This is a genomic window from Aurantibacter crassamenti (assembly GCF_016811105.1).
In the GTDB taxonomy this organism is placed as follows: domain Bacteria; phylum Bacteroidota; class Bacteroidia; order Flavobacteriales; family Flavobacteriaceae; genus Aurantibacter_A; species Aurantibacter_A crassamenti.
The window spans coordinates 1,056,122-1,073,076 of sequence record NZ_JAFBGM010000001.1 but is presented as its reverse complement, the minus strand read 5'-3'; the positions used below and the strand labels follow the sequence as shown (position 1 = coordinate 1,073,076).

Annotated in this window: 20 protein-coding genes; 8 read left to right on the top strand and 12 right to left on the bottom strand. The window is 33.7% G+C overall.

What is annotated here, in order from left to right; all coding sequences use genetic code 11:
- Positions 1–183: 183 nt before the first annotated feature.
- Positions 184–327 (bottom strand): hypothetical protein, encoded by a 144-nt coding sequence (locus JQC67_RS04455; protein WP_203251653.1) that lies wholly within the window; start codon positions 325–327, stop codon positions 184–186.
- Between the two features lie 344 nt (positions 328–671).
- On the opposite strand from JQC67_RS04455, the gene JQC67_RS04450 reads away from it, so the two are divergent.
- Positions 672–1,406 carry a LytR/AlgR family response regulator transcription factor gene (locus JQC67_RS04450; protein ID WP_203251652.1) on the top strand — a complete coding sequence of 245 codons (735 nt, stop codon included), beginning with the start codon at positions 672–674 and terminating at the stop codon, positions 1,404–1,406.
- A gap of 54 nt (positions 1,407–1,460) precedes the next feature.
- Positions 1,461–3,389, top strand: coding sequence for a tetratricopeptide repeat-containing sensor histidine kinase (locus JQC67_RS04445; protein WP_238934471.1), 1,929 nt, complete (start codon positions 1,461–1,463; stop codon positions 3,387–3,389).
- Positions 3,390–3,395: 6 nt separating this feature from the next.
- On the opposite strand, the gene JQC67_RS04440 is transcribed toward JQC67_RS04445, so the two are convergent.
- Positions 3,396–3,965: a DUF3109 family protein gene (locus JQC67_RS04440; protein WP_203251650.1), complete on the bottom strand. Its 570-nt coding sequence runs from the start codon at positions 3,963–3,965 to the stop codon at positions 3,396–3,398.
- Between the two features lie 120 nt (positions 3,966–4,085).
- On the opposite strand from JQC67_RS04440, the gene JQC67_RS04435 reads away from it, so the two are divergent.
- Both JQC67_RS04435 and JQC67_RS04430 read left to right on the top strand, forming a co-directional pair.
- Positions 4,086–4,658, top strand: coding sequence for a MarC family protein (locus JQC67_RS04435; RefSeq protein ID WP_203251649.1), 573 nt, complete (start codon positions 4,086–4,088; stop codon positions 4,656–4,658).
- A gap of 18 nt (positions 4,659–4,676) precedes the next feature.
- Positions 4,677–4,880 carry a hypothetical protein gene (locus JQC67_RS04430; protein WP_203251648.1) on the top strand — a complete coding sequence of 68 codons (204 nt, stop codon included), beginning with the start codon at positions 4,677–4,679 and terminating at the stop codon, positions 4,878–4,880.
- Here JQC67_RS04430 and JQC67_RS04425 read toward each other — a convergent pair.
- From JQC67_RS04425 to JQC67_RS04410, 4 genes are all read right to left on the bottom strand, one after another.
- On the bottom strand, positions 4,877–6,502 hold the full coding sequence (locus JQC67_RS04425) for a S41 family peptidase (RefSeq protein ID WP_203251647.1): 1,626 nt from the start codon (positions 6,500–6,502) through the stop codon (positions 4,877–4,879). The genes JQC67_RS04430 and JQC67_RS04425 overlap by 4 nt on opposite strands.
- Complete coding sequence (locus JQC67_RS04420; RefSeq protein WP_203251646.1) at positions 6,499–6,942, bottom strand: deoxycytidylate deaminase; 444 nt, start codon at positions 6,940–6,942, stop codon at positions 6,499–6,501. The genes JQC67_RS04425 and JQC67_RS04420 overlap by 4 nt, the downstream gene beginning before the upstream one ends.
- An 83-nt stretch (positions 6,943–7,025) precedes the next feature.
- Positions 7,026–7,610, bottom strand: coding sequence for a HupE/UreJ family protein (locus JQC67_RS04415; protein WP_203251645.1), 585 nt, complete (start codon positions 7,608–7,610; stop codon positions 7,026–7,028).
- Positions 7,611–7,719: 109 nt separating this feature from the next.
- Positions 7,720–8,454 carry a TerB family tellurite resistance protein gene (locus tag JQC67_RS04410; RefSeq protein WP_203251644.1) on the bottom strand — a complete coding sequence of 245 codons (735 nt, stop codon included), beginning with the start codon at positions 8,452–8,454 and terminating at the stop codon, positions 7,720–7,722.
- A 140-nt stretch (positions 8,455–8,594) separates the two neighbouring features.
- Here JQC67_RS04410 and JQC67_RS04405 point away from each other — a divergent pair, with 140 nt between their 5' ends.
- From JQC67_RS04405 to JQC67_RS04395, 3 genes are all read left to right on the top strand, one after another.
- A complete protein-coding gene (locus JQC67_RS04405; RefSeq protein WP_203253184.1) occupies positions 8,595–9,005 on the top strand; it encodes a BrxA/BrxB family bacilliredoxin in 411 nt (136 codons plus the stop codon).
- Positions 9,006–9,083: 78 nt separating this feature from the next.
- Positions 9,084–9,812, top strand: a complete 729-nt coding sequence (locus JQC67_RS04400) for a lysophospholipid acyltransferase family protein (RefSeq protein ID WP_203253183.1) — start codon at positions 9,084–9,086, stop codon at positions 9,810–9,812.
- 9 nt (positions 9,813–9,821) lie between these two features.
- The gene (locus tag JQC67_RS04395; protein WP_203251643.1) at positions 9,822–10,487 is read left to right on the top strand and encodes an HD domain-containing protein; all 666 of its coding nucleotides are present in this window, start codon (positions 9,822–9,824) and stop codon (positions 10,485–10,487) included.
- Positions 10,488–10,510: 23 nt separating this feature from the next.
- Here the strand turns inward: JQC67_RS04395 and JQC67_RS04390 are convergent, their stop codons facing one another.
- The 5 genes from JQC67_RS04390 to JQC67_RS04370 all read right to left on the bottom strand — a co-directional run bounded on the left by JQC67_RS04390 (position 10,511) and on the right by JQC67_RS04370 (position 15,696).
- Positions 10,511–11,071, bottom strand: coding sequence for a porin family protein (locus tag JQC67_RS04390; RefSeq protein WP_203251642.1), 561 nt, complete (start codon positions 11,069–11,071; stop codon positions 10,511–10,513).
- Between the two features lie 110 nt (positions 11,072–11,181).
- Positions 11,182–12,762, bottom strand: a complete 1,581-nt coding sequence (locus JQC67_RS04385; RefSeq protein ID WP_203251641.1) for a hypothetical protein — start codon at positions 12,760–12,762, stop codon at positions 11,182–11,184.
- A gap of 21 nt (positions 12,763–12,783) precedes the next feature.
- Complete coding sequence (locus tag JQC67_RS04380; RefSeq protein WP_203251640.1) at positions 12,784–13,566, bottom strand: enoyl-CoA hydratase/isomerase family protein; 783 nt, start codon at positions 13,564–13,566, stop codon at positions 12,784–12,786.
- Between the two features lie 16 nt (positions 13,567–13,582).
- Complete coding sequence (locus JQC67_RS04375; protein ID WP_203253182.1) at positions 13,583–14,998, bottom strand: sensor histidine kinase; 1,416 nt, start codon at positions 14,996–14,998, stop codon at positions 13,583–13,585.
- Between the two features lie 149 nt (positions 14,999–15,147).
- Positions 15,148–15,696, bottom strand: coding sequence for a CopD family protein (locus tag JQC67_RS04370; protein ID WP_203251639.1), 549 nt, complete (start codon positions 15,694–15,696; stop codon positions 15,148–15,150).
- 151 nt (positions 15,697–15,847) lie between these two features.
- Here JQC67_RS04370 and JQC67_RS04365 point away from each other — a divergent pair, with 151 nt between their 5' ends.
- Positions 15,848–16,348, top strand: coding sequence for a DinB family protein (locus JQC67_RS04365; RefSeq protein WP_203251638.1), 501 nt, complete (start codon positions 15,848–15,850; stop codon positions 16,346–16,348).
- Here the strand turns inward: JQC67_RS04365 and JQC67_RS04360 are convergent, their stop codons facing one another.
- Positions 16,349–16,918, bottom strand: coding sequence for a TlpA family protein disulfide reductase (locus JQC67_RS04360; RefSeq protein WP_203251637.1), 570 nt, complete (start codon positions 16,916–16,918; stop codon positions 16,349–16,351). It lies immediately after the preceding gene.
- Between the last annotated feature and the right edge of the window lie 37 nt (positions 16,919–16,955).

The following is a 16,955-nucleotide window of genomic DNA, read 5'->3' as shown; positions in this document are numbered from 1 at the left end:
CAGATGGTCAAACACATGTTCTTAATCATAACATGATTCTAGACCGTACCTAGTTGGATTGGCAGTTCCATAAATATCTTACAAAAGTGCAATACCCCATCATGCTACTCATGGGGAACTCAACTTTCTAGTTTCTCTAAATTACCGGGGGGAATTTCAAAAATACATATTTTTAAAAATGTATTAATCTTTAAAATCACCCATTTCGTCATTAATTTCATTAATAGCCATCATACTTTCGGTCATTGCTACTTCTCTATTTTCAATAAACATTGATAATATCAAGGCTACTACAAGCACTGCTAACATTATTATGCATTTCTTCATTAGACCATTTATTAGTTCTTAAAAACTAAAATTTAGTAACACAACCAGTGTCAAAACCAACAACTTACATTAGTACTAAGTTAAAAGAAGCTAATTCGCACACTATTTTATATTGTGTAAATGGGTCTTTTTTCTGTATGAATGACACAAATCATTACCCAAATTTGAACATTATTATAAACCGAACAATTCGATTATAATACTTTGTAAGTAAAGGACTACTTTTTTTCCAATTTTAGCTGTTTTTCTACCAACTATACCAAAATCACCTCAATTGGTACATCTTTTAAAAATATGAAAAAAGGTAACTTTATTTTTGTTTATCTTTCTCTAAAGTATATCAGATGATAAACGCGGTAATCGTTGATGATGAAATAAAGGCCCTACAAAGCCTTACTTGGGAGCTCACCAATTTTAGCGATGAAATTAATGTGAGCGCGTCGTTTACAAATCCGCATGAAGCACTAGATTATTTAGATAGAAATACACCTGATTGCTTATTCTTAGATATTGAAATGCCAAAAATGGATGGTTTTCAATTCATTCAAAAATTAAGAAATAAAGAATTTCCAGTAGTCATTACCACCGCTTATAATCAATACGCAATTAAAGCATTGAAAAATGAAGCCATTGATTATCTATTAAAGCCCATTGATACAGATGATTTAAAAGACACCATAATTAAAATAAAAAAGTACAACAAGAAGAATTTCACTGTTGAAAAACTCGATGAGATTTTAGTGAATTTTAATGCGAATACCATTCATAAGAAGATTACTATAAATACAGATGGTAAATTACTATTCTTAGAAAGTGAAGAAATACTTTATGCTGAATCTGACGGAAATTATAGTACAATTTACTTAGTAGATGGTCATAAAATTGTACTAACTAAAAAATTGAAAGAGGTAAACGATTTGTTACCTCTAGATTCATTTTTTAGAATCCATAATTCATATATAATTAATCTTCAAAAGGTTAAAGAATTTCTCAAGACTGATGGTTATGTTGTACTAACTTCAAATCACAAAATACCTGTTTCACGACAAAAAAAATCAGATTTTCTTGATATGATATAATTGCCATTGGCTAATTAAACAAAACCTATGGTAGTAAAATCAAAACCGTTTCAAATGTTTCCCTTTAAAAATCTCTTATTTTTCTTAGTACTCCTTGTTTATATAAAAGGGCATTCGCAGCTGATACCTGAAACATTTCAAAAAACGGTCGATAGTGTTATTTCAATACAACCTCAAACTTATTTAGATCTTGAACACATTCTAGGATCGCATCAGAAAGACACCATTCTTATGCGCTATTTAGCGAATACAGCTGCTAAAAAAAAATATCTAATAGGTCAAGCCTATGCCCTAAACCATCTTGGTAGAAGGTATCGAAATTTATCAGAATATTCGAAAGCATTGGTTCTTCATAAAGAAGCGTTAGAAGTGGCAACCGAAGCGAATAGTCTTGAATTCAAGGTATATAGCTTAAATATGCAAAGCGTTGTTTTTCGCAGAACAGATGCTATAAAATCGGCTTTAGATTACAGCCAAGAAGCACTAGAATTGGCTGAATCAGTTAAAGAACCTTCGGTAGGAATCAGAAGAAGCATTAATGTTTCATTGAACAATATTGGCAACATTTATAGAACTTTAGAGCAATATGATCTCGCTATTGAAAATTTTCAAAGATCATTAGAATTAGATGAAGAGTTGGGTAACAAGCTAGGTTTGGCAATAAACCATCAGAACATTGGGGAATGTTATGAGGCTCAGGGCAAATTGGAAGAGGCACTAATGCATCATCGAACTTCTTTAGCCTATAACGAAGAAATTGATTCAGATAGAGGCAGAATAATCTGCAAGTACAGCATTGCCCATATTTATGTGCATGAGGGTAATCCTCAAAAAGGTCTTGATTTACTTGAGCCGCTGCTTCCTGGCGCGAAGAAATTGGGAGACATTGAAATACTTACTGCTTTACAAATAAATATTGGCTGGACATTAATATACCTCGATCGACATGAAGAGGCCAAAACTTACCTTTTAAGGAGTATAGCGTTGGCGCATAAACATAATATACCAAGTGCATTGTCTGAAGCAAATGCATATCTATCAAGCTTATGGATAGAATTAGGTGATTTTGAAAAAGGTCTCAATTACTTTAAAATTTACAAGCAGTACGATGAGCAAATATCTAATGATCGAAACTTACGCTACGTCACCGATGTAATCACACGTTATGATTCTGAAAAAAAGAGTAGCCAAATACAACTTTTAGCTCAAGAAAATGAACTAGTAAAATTAGAACTCAAAAAAAATAAAACTGTTCTTCTTATTAGTGGAATTGCCTTAGCACTGCTTGCTGGTATTTTTTATATTCTCTACCGACAATATCAGCTTAACAATGAAAAGAAAGTATTGACCTTAGAACAAAGTATGTTGCGAAGTCAAATGAATCCACATTTTTTATTCAATTCGTTGAATTCAATTAAGCTTTATATTATAAATAATGAACAAAAAAATGCCGTTTATTATCTCAATAAATTTTCAAAACTTATTCGTAAAATTTTAGAATCTTCTTCTTTAAAAGAAATTCCTTTAGCAGAAGAACTAGAAACGGTTGAATTATATATGAACATTGAAAACATTAGATTTTCTAATGAAATTAATTTTGTAATCACAATAGATGAAGCTGTTGACCCTCATTTAATTAAAATTCCTTCTATGATTTTACAGCCTTTTTTAGAAAATGCGCTTTGGCACGGACTTTCTTCTAAAGACGGAGAAAAAAATATAATATTAGTTGTAACAAAAGAAGAAAACGAATACATCAACATTTCAATCACTGATAACGGAATTGGCCGTGAGGCTGCTGAAAAACTAAAAGAAAGTAAAGTTCTAAAGCGAAAATCAGTCGGTATTGATATTACTAAAGAACGACTGGCAAATTTCTCAAGAGATTACCAAAATTCATTTAATGTAGAAATGATTGACTTATACGATGATGATGGAATAGCTTCAGGCACAAAGGTGGTGTTGCATTTACCAACGGTATAATACGAATTACGAATTCAACTCTTCAGCTACCTTTTCAAGTTCAGCATACCATACTTTGCCAAACTTACGTATCAACGCCTCTTTTACAAATTTAAATATTGGCACTTTTAGCTCTGCCCCTAATGAGCATGCCGGATCACAGATTTCCCATTTGTGATAATTAACAGCAGTTAGCTCAGTATATTCACGTACCCGTACCGGATACATATGACATGATACTGGCTTTTTCCACGGTATGGCGCCTTGATTATATGCCTCTTCTATGCCACATTTTGTAATGTTCTTTTCATCAAAAATGACATAAGCACATTCACTTTCGTTAACCAAGGGTGTTTCCCATTCGCCATCGTCTCCTTTTACAAAAGCTCCTTGATCTTCAATAGCAGCTATTCCTTCAGGTCTTAAAAAAGGCTTAACACGAGAATAAATATCTACAAGAATCTCGGTTTCTTTGTCTTCTAATGGGGCTCCTGCATTACCATCTATACAACAAGCACCTTTGCATGCATTAAGATTACAAACAAAATCTTTCTCTATAATTTCTTCCGAAACAATGGTTTTTCCTATCTGGAACATATTCATGTAATAAGAAAACAAATATACTTTTTTATAAAGTTAACGCCAGTAAAAGATTTCTGTGAACTGCTAATCTACGTTTAGTTTATAACGTAAATTTGCAGCGTTAAAAATAGTGTTATGCGTTTTGATTTTAAAGAGGTAATTACGGCGAGTATGGTGCTTTTTGCGGTCATTGATATTTTAGGAAGTATACCTATTATCATCGGACTTAGAGAAAAAGTTGGGCATATAAAATCTGAAAGAGCATCTCTTGTTTCTGCAATAATTATGATTGCTTTTCTATTTGTGGGTGAACGAATTCTCAACCTTATTGGTATTGACGTTAATAGCTTCGCCGTTGCAGGTTCATTAATTATTTTCTTTTTAGCACTAGAAATGATTTTAGGTATATCGCTTTACAGAGATAGTGAACCTGAATCAGCATCAATTGTACCGATAGCTTTTCCGTTAGTAGCTGGCGCTGGTACTTTGACCTCAATTCTTTCATTACGTGCTGAATTTCAAGTTCAAAATATTATTCTAGCCATTTTACTGAATACAATCTTTGTTTATCTGGTACTAAAATCTTCAGGTAGAATTGCTAAATTGTTAGGAACAGGTGGTGTAAATATTATTCGAAAAGTTTTTGGTGTTATTTTATTAGCAATAGCTGTTAAGTTATTTGCTGCAAATATTAACGAGTTATTTTAATCTCAAAAATCTAGTGATATGAGTAAAATCTTGTCAATTGTTTTAATTGTATTAGCCTTTGCATTAATTATCTACAATGTAACAATGGTTAATTTTGAAAGTCCATTAGAAGGTAATAGTATCATTGCAATAATTGGCATTGTGGCATCGCTTTGCGCTATAGTTTTGCTTTTGATATACATGACATCAAAAAAAATAGAAAAGAAAATTAATGAGAATTAATTATTAGCTTCAATTAATGCTGCATCACCTTGCTGAACCGTTGGGTTATCAAGTTCTAAAACCTTTTGCAACATTGAATCTTCAGCACTTTTAATTTTAGCGTGTAGGTTTTCATCAAACAATTGTTCAGCTAAGGCTGCCTTTAAATATAGTTTGATGCTATCTTCAAAATCATAGAAATTCATATTTAAATTTCTAGAAATTGAATATTGAACAAACTCATTGAAGAGTATGTCATCTATTTTAAAATCATTAATATATTCTGCTTTTGAAAAACTACTGTAATCTTGACGATGCGTATCTAAATGCTCAAAAATAAAGAAGGATAAAAACCCTAGGTTATCCATGCTTTCTACTGCTTCTTCTTCATTAGTACCAATAGACACAAATACATCAGGGATTATTCCACCCCCACCATAAACCACTTTACCCTTTGGAGTAGTGAATTTTAATGAATCAGCAACTTTTATACTATCCGCAGAAATCATTTCACCATTGCTGTAACGCTCATTAAAGTTCATATGATAATCTTTATTCCCTTTGGCATAATCTCTTTGTATGCTTCTTCCTGTTGGCGTGTAATACCTAGATACTGTAAGTCTCACAGCAGAACCATCACCTAAATCCATTTCACGTTGCACAAGACCTTTACCAAATGAACGTCTTCCTACAATAGTACCTATATCATTATCTTGTAAAGCACCTGCTATAATTTCACTTGCAGAGGCTGATCTTTCATTAATTAATACATAAACGGGTTTATCTTCAAAGCTACCATCATCAGTTGCATGAATTTTATTGATTTTTCCTTTCTTATTCTTAGTAAAGAGAATCAACTTCCCATCTTTTAAAAACTCATCAGCCATTTGTTCAGCTATGCCTAAATAACCGCCAGGATTATCTCTCAAGTCTAACGTTAACTTTTTAGCGCCTTGCTTTGTCAGCTTTTTAAGCGCCGCTTTAAATTCTCTAAAGGTAGATTCTGCAAAACGATTGATTTTTATATAACCAATATCATCAGTGAGCATAAAATAAGAATCAACACTTTTTATAGGTACGATATCTCGCGTAACTTTTACATCAAAAATTTTGTCTTCATCTTTACGATATACTTTCAAATTTACCGCTGTACCTTTCTTACCTTTTAAGCGTTGAATGATCATGTCATTCGGCAAATTCTTTCCATAAAGTGTATCTTCATCGGCCATTAAAATTCGATCACCAGCCTTGATTCCCCTTAGAGAACTAGGACCATTTGCAATAGTTCTAATAACTGAAATGGTATCTTTATATGTATAAAAATTAACCCCAATACCAACAAAATCTCCTTTCATATTTTCAGAGACTTTAGTCATGTCTTTTTCTGAAATATAAACAGAGTGTGGATCTAATTTTTCTAGTATTTGATTTACAGTAACATCTACAATACTATCCGTATTAATCTCATCAACATATTCATAGTCGATGTAATCAATAAGTCGATTGAGTTTATCTTTTTTTGAATTGGTGGTAAAAAGTTTTTCTGGAGTATCAGTGAAATGCAATTTTCCACCAACAAATATACCGATTGCAAGAGCTGCAGCGATAACAGTTGGCCAAATGTAATTGTTTTTATTACTCATGTTTTTTCAACACTATCAATTACCGGAACATAATCTAACTGTACGCCCGCTTTTTCTAAAAATTGTAATCCTGAATTATCTTTATATGCTTTATGATATACTACACGTTTTATGCCAGATTGATGAATCAACTTACTACATTCTCTACACGGAGATAATGTAATATAAAGCGTAGCACCTGCGCAAGATTGCGTTGAAGCTGCAACTTTACTAATAGCATTTGCCTCAGCATGCAATACATACCACTTGGTATAACCCTCTTCATCTTCACAATGATTCTCGAAGCCTGTTGGTGTACCGTTATAACCATCTGAAATAATCATTCGGTCACGTACAATTATTGCTCCTACTTGCTTTCTATGACAAAAGGATAGTTTACCCCATTCTTTAGCCATGCGTAAATAGGCCCTGTCATATTTTACTTGTTTGTCAATTCTCATTTGTATGTGCTGTAAAGCATTAGACTAAGATACCGGCTTTGAATTAGCCTTACAACCATATTCAAATAATATTAAGTGAACTACTACCAAGGAAACGTTTCAAATAGCATTGGTATTGTAACTAGAAACAATAAAATTGAGGCACCAATGATATAAAATGACCGTTCTACTAACAATAGTGTTTGTACAATGTGTGCCAGCTCTAAAACAGCTAGAATTATGATTATTTGAGAAAACTCAATACCTGTAGCAAAACCAAGCAACGAAGTTAATTTGTCAGTCTCCTCAGCCATTAACATTCTAAAATAGTTTGAAAAACCAAAACCATGAATCAAACCAAAGAAACCTGCTGCTAAAAAATGAAGTACAAAAGTGCCATTTTCATTAGTAGATTTGGCAAAAATGATATTAAATACTGCGGTTAAACAAATTGTCACCGGAATTAAGAATTCTATTAATGTGGTATCCATAGTAACAATGCCATAAACTGACAATGCCAATGATGTACAATGAGCTACCGTAAATAATGTCGCGAGCAGCAATACTGACTTCCAATTCTTAAAAACAAATGGTACGGTTAAGGCAGCCAAGAACAAAATATGATCATATGCCGAAAAATCGAGCACGTGCCAAAATCCTAATTCTATGTAAAACCAAAAATTTTCCATCCTCGTTCACTGTTTAACACAAGACTGTGCATAGAACACCTAAATTACGGCAGTAAAGAATTCAATAAAAATAAATACTTTGAACGACGTACTTGTCACTGTGAAATACTTACAAACCTCTTTCTGCCTGAATGGTTTCGTAGGCTTTCTGTACTTCTTTAAACTTCTCTTCTGCTCCTTTTTTAATAGCCTCATCTTGCGTATTTACGCGGTCTGGGTGATATTTCTTGGCCATTGTTCGGTATGCCTTCTTAACTTCAGCATCAGTAGCTGATTTTTGAATGTCTAATATTTTATATGAATTGTTGGCCGATTTAATAAACATAGCCTTTATACTCTCGAAATCACGTAACGATACACGTAAATAACCAGCAATCTCACGTATTTTATTAACCTCAGGTGTACTTACACTACCATCAGCCTGGGCGATGCCAAACAAAAAATGCAATAATTGCAAACGAACTTCATAACGCGTGCGTTGCGTCATAAAAGCACAAATACGTTGTGCAGATATTTCTCTCTTTTTGTTTACTTCGTTGAAAGTTCTAAAAATGGCATTGGACTTTTCTTTGCCGTAGGTGCTCACAAAATATTGTCGCACGTAATCCATTTCACTCTGACTAACCTTACCATCAGCCTTAATAACTATTGAACACAAAGACAACAAGTTCAATTCAAAATCAGCTGGCGACACACTTTGCCGAGTCATATCACTAAAAATAGACTTAGCACCGCCTCCACTAGAACTCATGTTATCAAAAAAACTACCCAATAGATACCCCACAATTGCGCCTGGAAAACGAAAAACAAAGTAACCCAATATAGCTGCAAACCACTTAATCATTAAAATAAAATTTGACCAAAGATAAGCCCGATACAACTCCCTCACAAGAGACAATTTATAATTGAGAATGAAATGTTAAGGTTCACCCATGTAATACGACAAATTAAGTATCTTTGAAATCGCTTATAAAAACAAAACATATGTATCCTGCAGAATTAGTAAAACCAATGAGAGAAGATTTGGCCTCAGCCGGATTTGAAGAATTATATACGGCCGATGCGGTCAAAAGTGCAATCAATCAAGATGGTACTATTTTAGTTGTTGTCAATTCAGTTTGTGGCTGTGCTGCTGCTAACGCTAGACCAGGAGCTAAAATAAGCCTTCAGAATGCTAAAAAACCTAACAATCTTGTTACCGTTTTTGCTGGCGTTGATACTGAGGCGGTTGATATGGCAAGAAGTATGATGTTGCCTTTTCCTCCGTCATCACCAAGCATGGCGTTGTTTAAAGATGGTGAATTAGTTCACATGATTGAACGTCACCACATTGAAGGTAGACCAGCTGAAATGATAGCTGAGAACTTAATGGAAGCTTATAACGAATTCTGTTAAGACTCAATCACACTCAAGATGAGTGTAGAAAAATTATACAAAAACCGTTTCTCTCGAAGCGGTTTTTTATTTTTGGGTATGCAAAAAGTATTAGCCTACATTTTAACACCTATATTCATTTTTTTCTTCGGATTAATACTTTTAGTGTTTCATCCGATACAAATGTTTTGCCACAAACTTATTGGTTATAAAGCTCATGGTTTTTCAGTAGCGCTTATGAATCGCTGCCTTATGCTATGCACAAATCTACTAGGTACTAGCTATTCTTTTAAAAATAACAATAACCTACCCACTGACAGACCACTGATTATTGTTGCCAACCACCAGAGTATGTTTGATATTCCTCCGATAATTTGGCACATGCGAAAACATCATCCCAAATTTGTAAGCAAACAAGAACTTGGTAAAGGCATACCTAGTGTTTCGTATAATTTGCGTCATGCAGGATCAGTTTTAATAGATCGAAATAATAACAAACAAGCCCTAAGAGAGATTGCCAAACTCGGCCAGTATATAGAAAAACACAAAAGAAGTGCGGTAATATTTCCTGAAGGTACCAGAAGTAGAGATGGCCAGCCACAAAACTTTCGCCCTACCGGACTCAAAATTCTCATGAAAACAGCTCCATCTGCATTAATAGTACCCATTAGTATTAATAATTCGTGGAAATTATTACGTTATGGCAAATTTCCCATGGGCATTGGTAATCACTTAAAGTTTAAAGTTCACCCTCCTTTAGAAAGGTCTGAAGACCTTGATGATTTCATAATTCAAATTGAACGTAAAGTGGTTTCTAGCATTGAATAAAATCTTAAAATGAGCGATTCTGACATTATAGATCAAACTATACTCTTTGTAAAAGAAACCTTAAAGAATGCTGAAGGTGGGCATGACTGGTTTCATATTCAGAGAGTCTACAACAATTCATTACTTATTGCAAAGGATGAAAATGTAGATATTTTAGTAGTAGGCTTAGGCGCGTTATTACATGATATTGCCGATGCAAAATTCTATAATGGTGATGAAACTATTGCCCCCAAAATGGCCAAAGATTTCCTAAAGTCTTTAAATGTACCTAAGAAAACCATTGACCATGTTGTAAAAATTATTGAAAATTGCTCTTTTAAAAATAGTCTTACCAAGTCAAAAAAACCATTCAGTTCAAATGAACTGTTTGTAATTCAAGATGCTGATCGTCTTGATGCTATTGGTGCAATTGGAATTGCTAGAGCCTTTAATTATGGTGGATTTAAAAACAGGAAACTCTATGATCCTGACATAGCACCAAACCTCAACATGACTAAAGAAGAATACAAGAAATCTTCAGCGCCTACCATTAATCATTTCTACGAAAAACTGCTTCTTTTAAAAGACAGTTTAAAAACGCATGCTGGAAGAAAACTTGCCGAAAAGAGGCATCAATTTATGTTGGATTACCTTGAACAGTTCTATGGCGAATGGAATGGCAAACCTGGATTCTAAGCAAACCCTGACACAATCGAATTTTAAAAAGCATATCCTGCAAAAACTTGAAAAACATTGTTTTGATTGGTGCCGTTATACGTTGCATCATTATTGACGTTCATAATACCTTTATTGTAACGCAAGCCCGCGAAAAGATTGTCACCAATTTTATAGGAAGCGCCTATACCAAATGCAATGTCTAAACTTTTAAAATCTTCTTTAGCAGCATTTGTTGAAAGTAATAGTCCAACCAATGGCCCTGCTTCAGCACTAAGACCTTTAATTACATAATATTTAGCCAGAACTGGCAAATTGACGTAATCTAAGTTTAAATTGTTGCCTGAGCCGTAATAAGACCATTTACTACCTTGTGAAGAATAGAGAAGTTCAGGCTGAACGGCCATTTTTTCTGAAATAGGAATTTCAACAACACCGCCGATATGAAAGCCAACTTTAGAACTTATGCCGCCAAGACTTGCATATGAATTTCCGCCAATAGATGCAAGATTTAGTCCTCCTTTAACGCCAAAAGCAAAATCTTGTGCTGATACAGATACAATAGTCAAAAAGGTGAATGCCACCAAAATAGATAGTTTTCTCATAATTCTAGTTTTAATATTTTATTTGACTGTTAGTGTTTAAACTTCTAAAAGGTTAACACTACAGTGAAAATAAAATCTAGAATACTTACTATGACGTATTAGAGATACAACTATTTTGAAGCTCCAATAGCGGAAGGCTTAAACCCTACTTTTACTAGTTGCTTTTTTGTACCACGTTTTGCGTAGAAAAGCAACTGATCTTTATCAGTATTAATTAATGGTATGTTGACCATTAGCGGCAATCTTGCTTCTTTGTCATCAATTAGTTTTTCAAAACTGATTTTTCCGTTTTCATCAAGTTGAATAGTGAATATATTGCGGTTTCTACTTAACCCTTGTTTGAATAACAAACGTTCACCTGACATTAACTGCGGATTTTCAGCTGAAGTTGCGATAAAGAAATAGGTCTTACCTTCTTTTACATATGAACTGTATGATGCATAAGCACCATCACCTTGAGTTACTTCTGCCTTATTTATATTTCGAACCCAAACTATATCACCTGAGGCATTTAATTTAGCCGAAACAATATCATTATGATGAAAGCGCTCAACTTTTACTCGGCCACCACTAGAATTAGATTGCACGCTATTGGTAACAAAAAACTCTTCAGCATTAAACAGTATTGAGCCATCATTAGTAATACTTAAGTTTTTAAAAACGAGATTCTTAATTTCCTTATCCCCTTCACGACCAAACTTGTCATTCATAAATTGATCTGAAAACGGATTGTATTTTTTTGTTTTAAGTTCAAGTGTTAATGGGTTCATTTCAAAATAAGACAGCCCATTATAACGATCATCTTTTCTGTCGGCATAGAAACCAACACAAAATAATTTTCCGTTTTTCATGATGGGTTTTAAACCTTCAGAAAACCTACTAAAATCATCAAAAGACTGAGTTAAGGCACCGTTTCTGGTGATTTGTATCATCTCATATTGAAACTTACGTTCTTTAGCAGTAAAACGTCTTTTCTTAAAATATGCCTTACCAACAATATATACCTCATCTAAATCTTGCGAAAAAACAACGTTCTCAAAAGAATAGTTCTTTTCTTCAGCGGTTTCAGAGAAATCGTACGTCATTAATTTATCAAGACTGGCATTGTATAGATGAATTAAATGCTGATCAATTTTACCTTTCTTAAAATGGGTACTGATAACAAAAGCTGATTTTTCATCATTAAATAATACCGATGACGTAAAACCTGATGTAAATTTTCGATTGTAATAATTTCTACCTAAAGGCTCTCTAACTGGGTCTGATTTTATTGATAATATTGTTTCTTCAGTAAAATTAAATTCATCCATCGGACTTCTATGCACTACATAATCATAAGATTCAGTACCGATATTATAATCTAAAAACAATAAATAAATTTGACCATTTCGCACATAACCTTCTACAAAATTAGAATTCTTGAGTTTATAATTAAACTCCGAAACTAAGTTAAGATCTTTGTCATAGTTTTCAATAAAATAACCTTTTGGTCGCAATACCATGCCGGTATAATAGGCTCGCACTAAAAGAGTACCACCTGACTCGTTATCGCCTATAGTTAAAAGGTTAGAGTATTTATACCTGTCGTTATATTTTTCGCCAAAAGTATATTCTAAAGGGATTTCTTGTGCATTAGAAACACAATAAATTGCAAGTAAAAGTATCAGGGCAATGCCTTTTCGTAATTTCATAAGTAGGTGCTTTGGTTGTTATTATTCTCCGGGAAATTCTGCTTTTCGCTTTTCTAAAAATGCAGTAGTACCTTCTTCAAAATCAGCGGTACCAAAACATTCTCCAAAGGCTTCAATCTCAGATTTATAACCGTTCACATTAGTTTTAAAACCAGCATTTACTACTTTTATTGCATGCGAAATGGCAACTGGAGAATTATTTGCAATTTTTTCAGCAATTTCTATACAATGAGGCAACAAATCTTCTTGTGAAACAACATGATTAACTAGACCATAATCAAGCGCGCTGTTTGCATCAATCATGCTAGCTGTCATAATCAATTCCATTGCTCTACCCTTGCCAATTAATTGTGGCAAACGTTGCGTACCTCCGTACCCAGGTATTAAGCCTAACGAAACTTCGGGTAGCCCCATTCTTGCATTATCACTAGCAATTCTAAAATGACATGCCATTGCTAATTCAAGTCCACCACCAAGTGCGAAACCATTTACGGCTGCAATAACCGGAGTAGAAAGATTTTCAATAAAATCGAATAATATCTTATGTCCGTTAGCGGCCAACTCAGCACCTTCATCAATTGAAAAATCTGAGAACTCAGAAATATCAGCACCTGCCACAAATGCCTTTTCTCCACTACCCGTTAAAATAATTACTAAGGTATCTTTCTCGGCATCTAATTCTTCAAAGGCTTCATGCAATTCTTGAATAGTTTCACTATTTAATGCATTTAATTTCTTTGGACGATTAATAGTCACAATTGCGGTAGTATCATCGTATTCTACTGACAAATTTTTATAGCTCATCTGAAAAATTTTCTAATTAAACTTTAGGTGATTTTGGAAAACGCACTGTAAAAATAGTTTCAATTCCCTCTCGTGATTCTACTTTAATATCACCTTTATAGGTTTCAACAATATTTTTAACCATACCCAAGCCAAGACCCATGCCACTTGATTTTGTGGTGAATTTAGGTTCAAATATTTTTTCTTTTAATTCTTCGGCAATACCAATTCCGTTATCGGCCACAGCAATTTTTACCATTTCATCTTCTGATGAAACAGTTACTGTGATGTTAGGGTTTTCAACTTCTGGCATAGCCTGAATAGCATTTTTAACCAAATTAGTTACAACTCTAATAAGCTGAGTACGGTCTAATTTGGCAATAATTTCGTCCTCTTCAGAATGAAAATTTATATAATTCTCATTAAAAATATCCAACGCAAGTTTTATAATTTTAACCACATTTAGCGTTTCATTTTGCTGTGCTGGCATTTCAGCAAAATTTGAAAATGCAGAAGCTATATTACTCATTATATCTATCTGTTGAATCAGTGTTTTAGAATACTCTGCAACTTTAGATTCAACATCTGGATCGTTAGGGTCAAATTTTCGCTCAAAACTCTGAACGCTTAAACGCATAGGTGTGAGTGGATTTTTTATTTCATGTGCCACTTGCTTTGCCATTTCACGCCAAGCTTGTTCACGTTCACCTCGCGCTAATTTGGCTGCACTTTGTTCAAGCTCATCAATCATGGCGTTGTATGACGTAATTAAATTACCAATTTCTTCACTTGGGTTCTCTACAAATATCTTTTGATTATGCGCTGTTAAGTCCGTATTCGTTAACATATCTGACACGGTTTGCAAAGACCTTGTAATATATTTTGAAACAAAATAAGCCGAACCAATGGCAATTATCATCATTAACAAATACACCCAAGCCAAGCGTATTAAAAACTCTCTTAGTTCTTTATCGTTAAAAGAATTGTCTTCAAAGTATGGTAAATTTAAAATACCAATAGGCTTGAATTTTAAATCATTGATATAAATATAAGAGGCTTGGTAACGATCACCAACAGCAGTATTATGCTCAACATATCTTTTGTCAACGCTAGTTTCAAGGTTATTTAACACCTCTGGATTTAAGCAAGTAGAAATGGAATCATTTTCAAACTGTGTCTTAGAACTTTTTATCAGTTGACCATCTAAGTCGTAAATATTGAAATTTACATTTTGCACATCGGCAATGCGGTAAATTTCATCTCTAAAAATATGATTCAAATTCTCAGTAGTAACAGGGTAGGTAGTTTGCTGTAAAGTATAGCTTACACTTTGCTTGATTTGATTTTCCTTTTTAACCAAACGAACCTTATGATAATCAATGTTTATCTCACGAAACTGGTAAATAGTAATGCCCAAAATCAAAACAGAAGCAATGACCACCAACAAAATCATGGTAACAAATATGCGCGATCGAAGTGAGAATTTTTTGAACAAGCTAAGGACTATTTGAACTCAAAGGTAGCAAATATCAAGCCATTATAAGTTCAAACCTAAGCATCACATATACCTTCAAATAGCAATAACTACAAATGATGAACTTTCTAAGCCTCAGGATTTTTTTCGCGAATTCTCTTGTAGAGCTTAATGGCCAACATCAAAATAACAGCAAAAACAAATATACCAATAACACCATAAATCCAATTAAGAGCACTTCGCAATGTCACCAAGAATATTATTGCGAAAAGAATAAGTGTAGCGCCTTCGTTCCAGATACGCATGAAATTAGAAGTGTATTTAATTTCATTGTGTTGTAATTGTCCAAAAATTTGGTGTGTTTTTAAATGGTAAATAAGTAATAATACCACGAAAGCCAGTTTCACATGCATCCAAGGTTGTTCTAATAATTGTGGCATTAAAATTAGAAGACAAACGGCAAACAGAATTGCCAAAATAGCCGAGGGCCACGTAATAATGTACCACAAGCGCTTAGACATTAATTGCAACTGCTTTGATAAAATTTCTTTTTCTGGGGATGGTTTCTCTGAGGCCTCAATATGATAAATAAATAATCGTGGAATATAGAACAAGCCTGCAAACCACGTTATCACGAAAATTAAATGCAGAGCTTTTATATAATTATAGTATTCCATTAATATGCTACACCAGCTGATTGAAACTGAAACACAAAGGTAAGAAATGATTTGGGGCGTTTTTAATAGAATTCATTTGCCAGAATTACACCTATTGTAAATTGTTATTTGCCTGATTATTTTTAATTTAGAGGAAATAGTCAAAAATTAAATGTCGCAACAAGAAATTTGGCTTAGTGGCCCCATTCCAGAAATACCAGCACTTTTACAACCAGCAGCGCATGCATTATTACAATCGGTTCGTGAAGTTAAAGAATACCTACTTGACTTTCCGGAAGATAAACTTTGGGAAACTCCTTTTAATAGAGCTGCTGTTGGGTTTCATTTGCAACATTTAACAGGTGTTTTGGATCGTATGCTAACCTATGCTCAAGAAAAATCCCTTTCTGAAGAACAATTCAATTTTTTGAAAATTGAGAAAAATTCAAAAGTTAAAAAAACTTCTACCGAAATGATTACTGCATTTGAGCTCAAAGTAGACGAAGCATTAAATTATTTCAAATCGATACCCGAAAATACACTAACAGAACTCCGTACTATTGGCCGCAAAAAATTACCATCTACGTTAATCGGATTACTTTTTCACGCAGCTGAGCACAGTCAAAGGCACGTAGGGCAATTATTAGTAACAGTAAGTGCGCTAAAAGCGTAATTATTTACTTTCTTTAGCCGCATTTAAAACTGCTCGTACATTCGTGCTATTCCAATCCGCGGCTCCAGTTTCTTTAATAAGTATTTTACCTTTTTTATCAATTATATAATTTGTGGGTATGCTACGACTAATTAATTTATCTGGCGCCTCCATTTTTGGAATATAAACTGGCAAATCATAGGCTTTTTTTTCTAAAAATGCACGTACTTTTTCAGGATTTTCATTGGTCAAAAGAAGAAAATTAACTTTGTCGCCATAATCTTCATGCAATTCTACAATACTTGGTAATTCTGCAATACATGGAGGGCACCATGTAGCCCAATAGCTAATAAAAGTAACCTCACCTTGCCCTACTTCAACCGCATTTGCATCACCATTAAGTTTAGTCAATTGATATGTAAAGGGTGGTAATTGGGCCTGATCTTCTTGATTTAATACAGATGGTGAGAAAACAAAAACTCTAACTTTATTTACAGCGACTTGTAAAGCTACCCGTGTTTGCGGAATAATAAGCAAGACAATAAAAATGGCAAAAATAATATTGCTGACTGTCAGGTGTTTCTTTTTCATTAACTTTTATAATTAGCACAAAAATACGATACGTTTT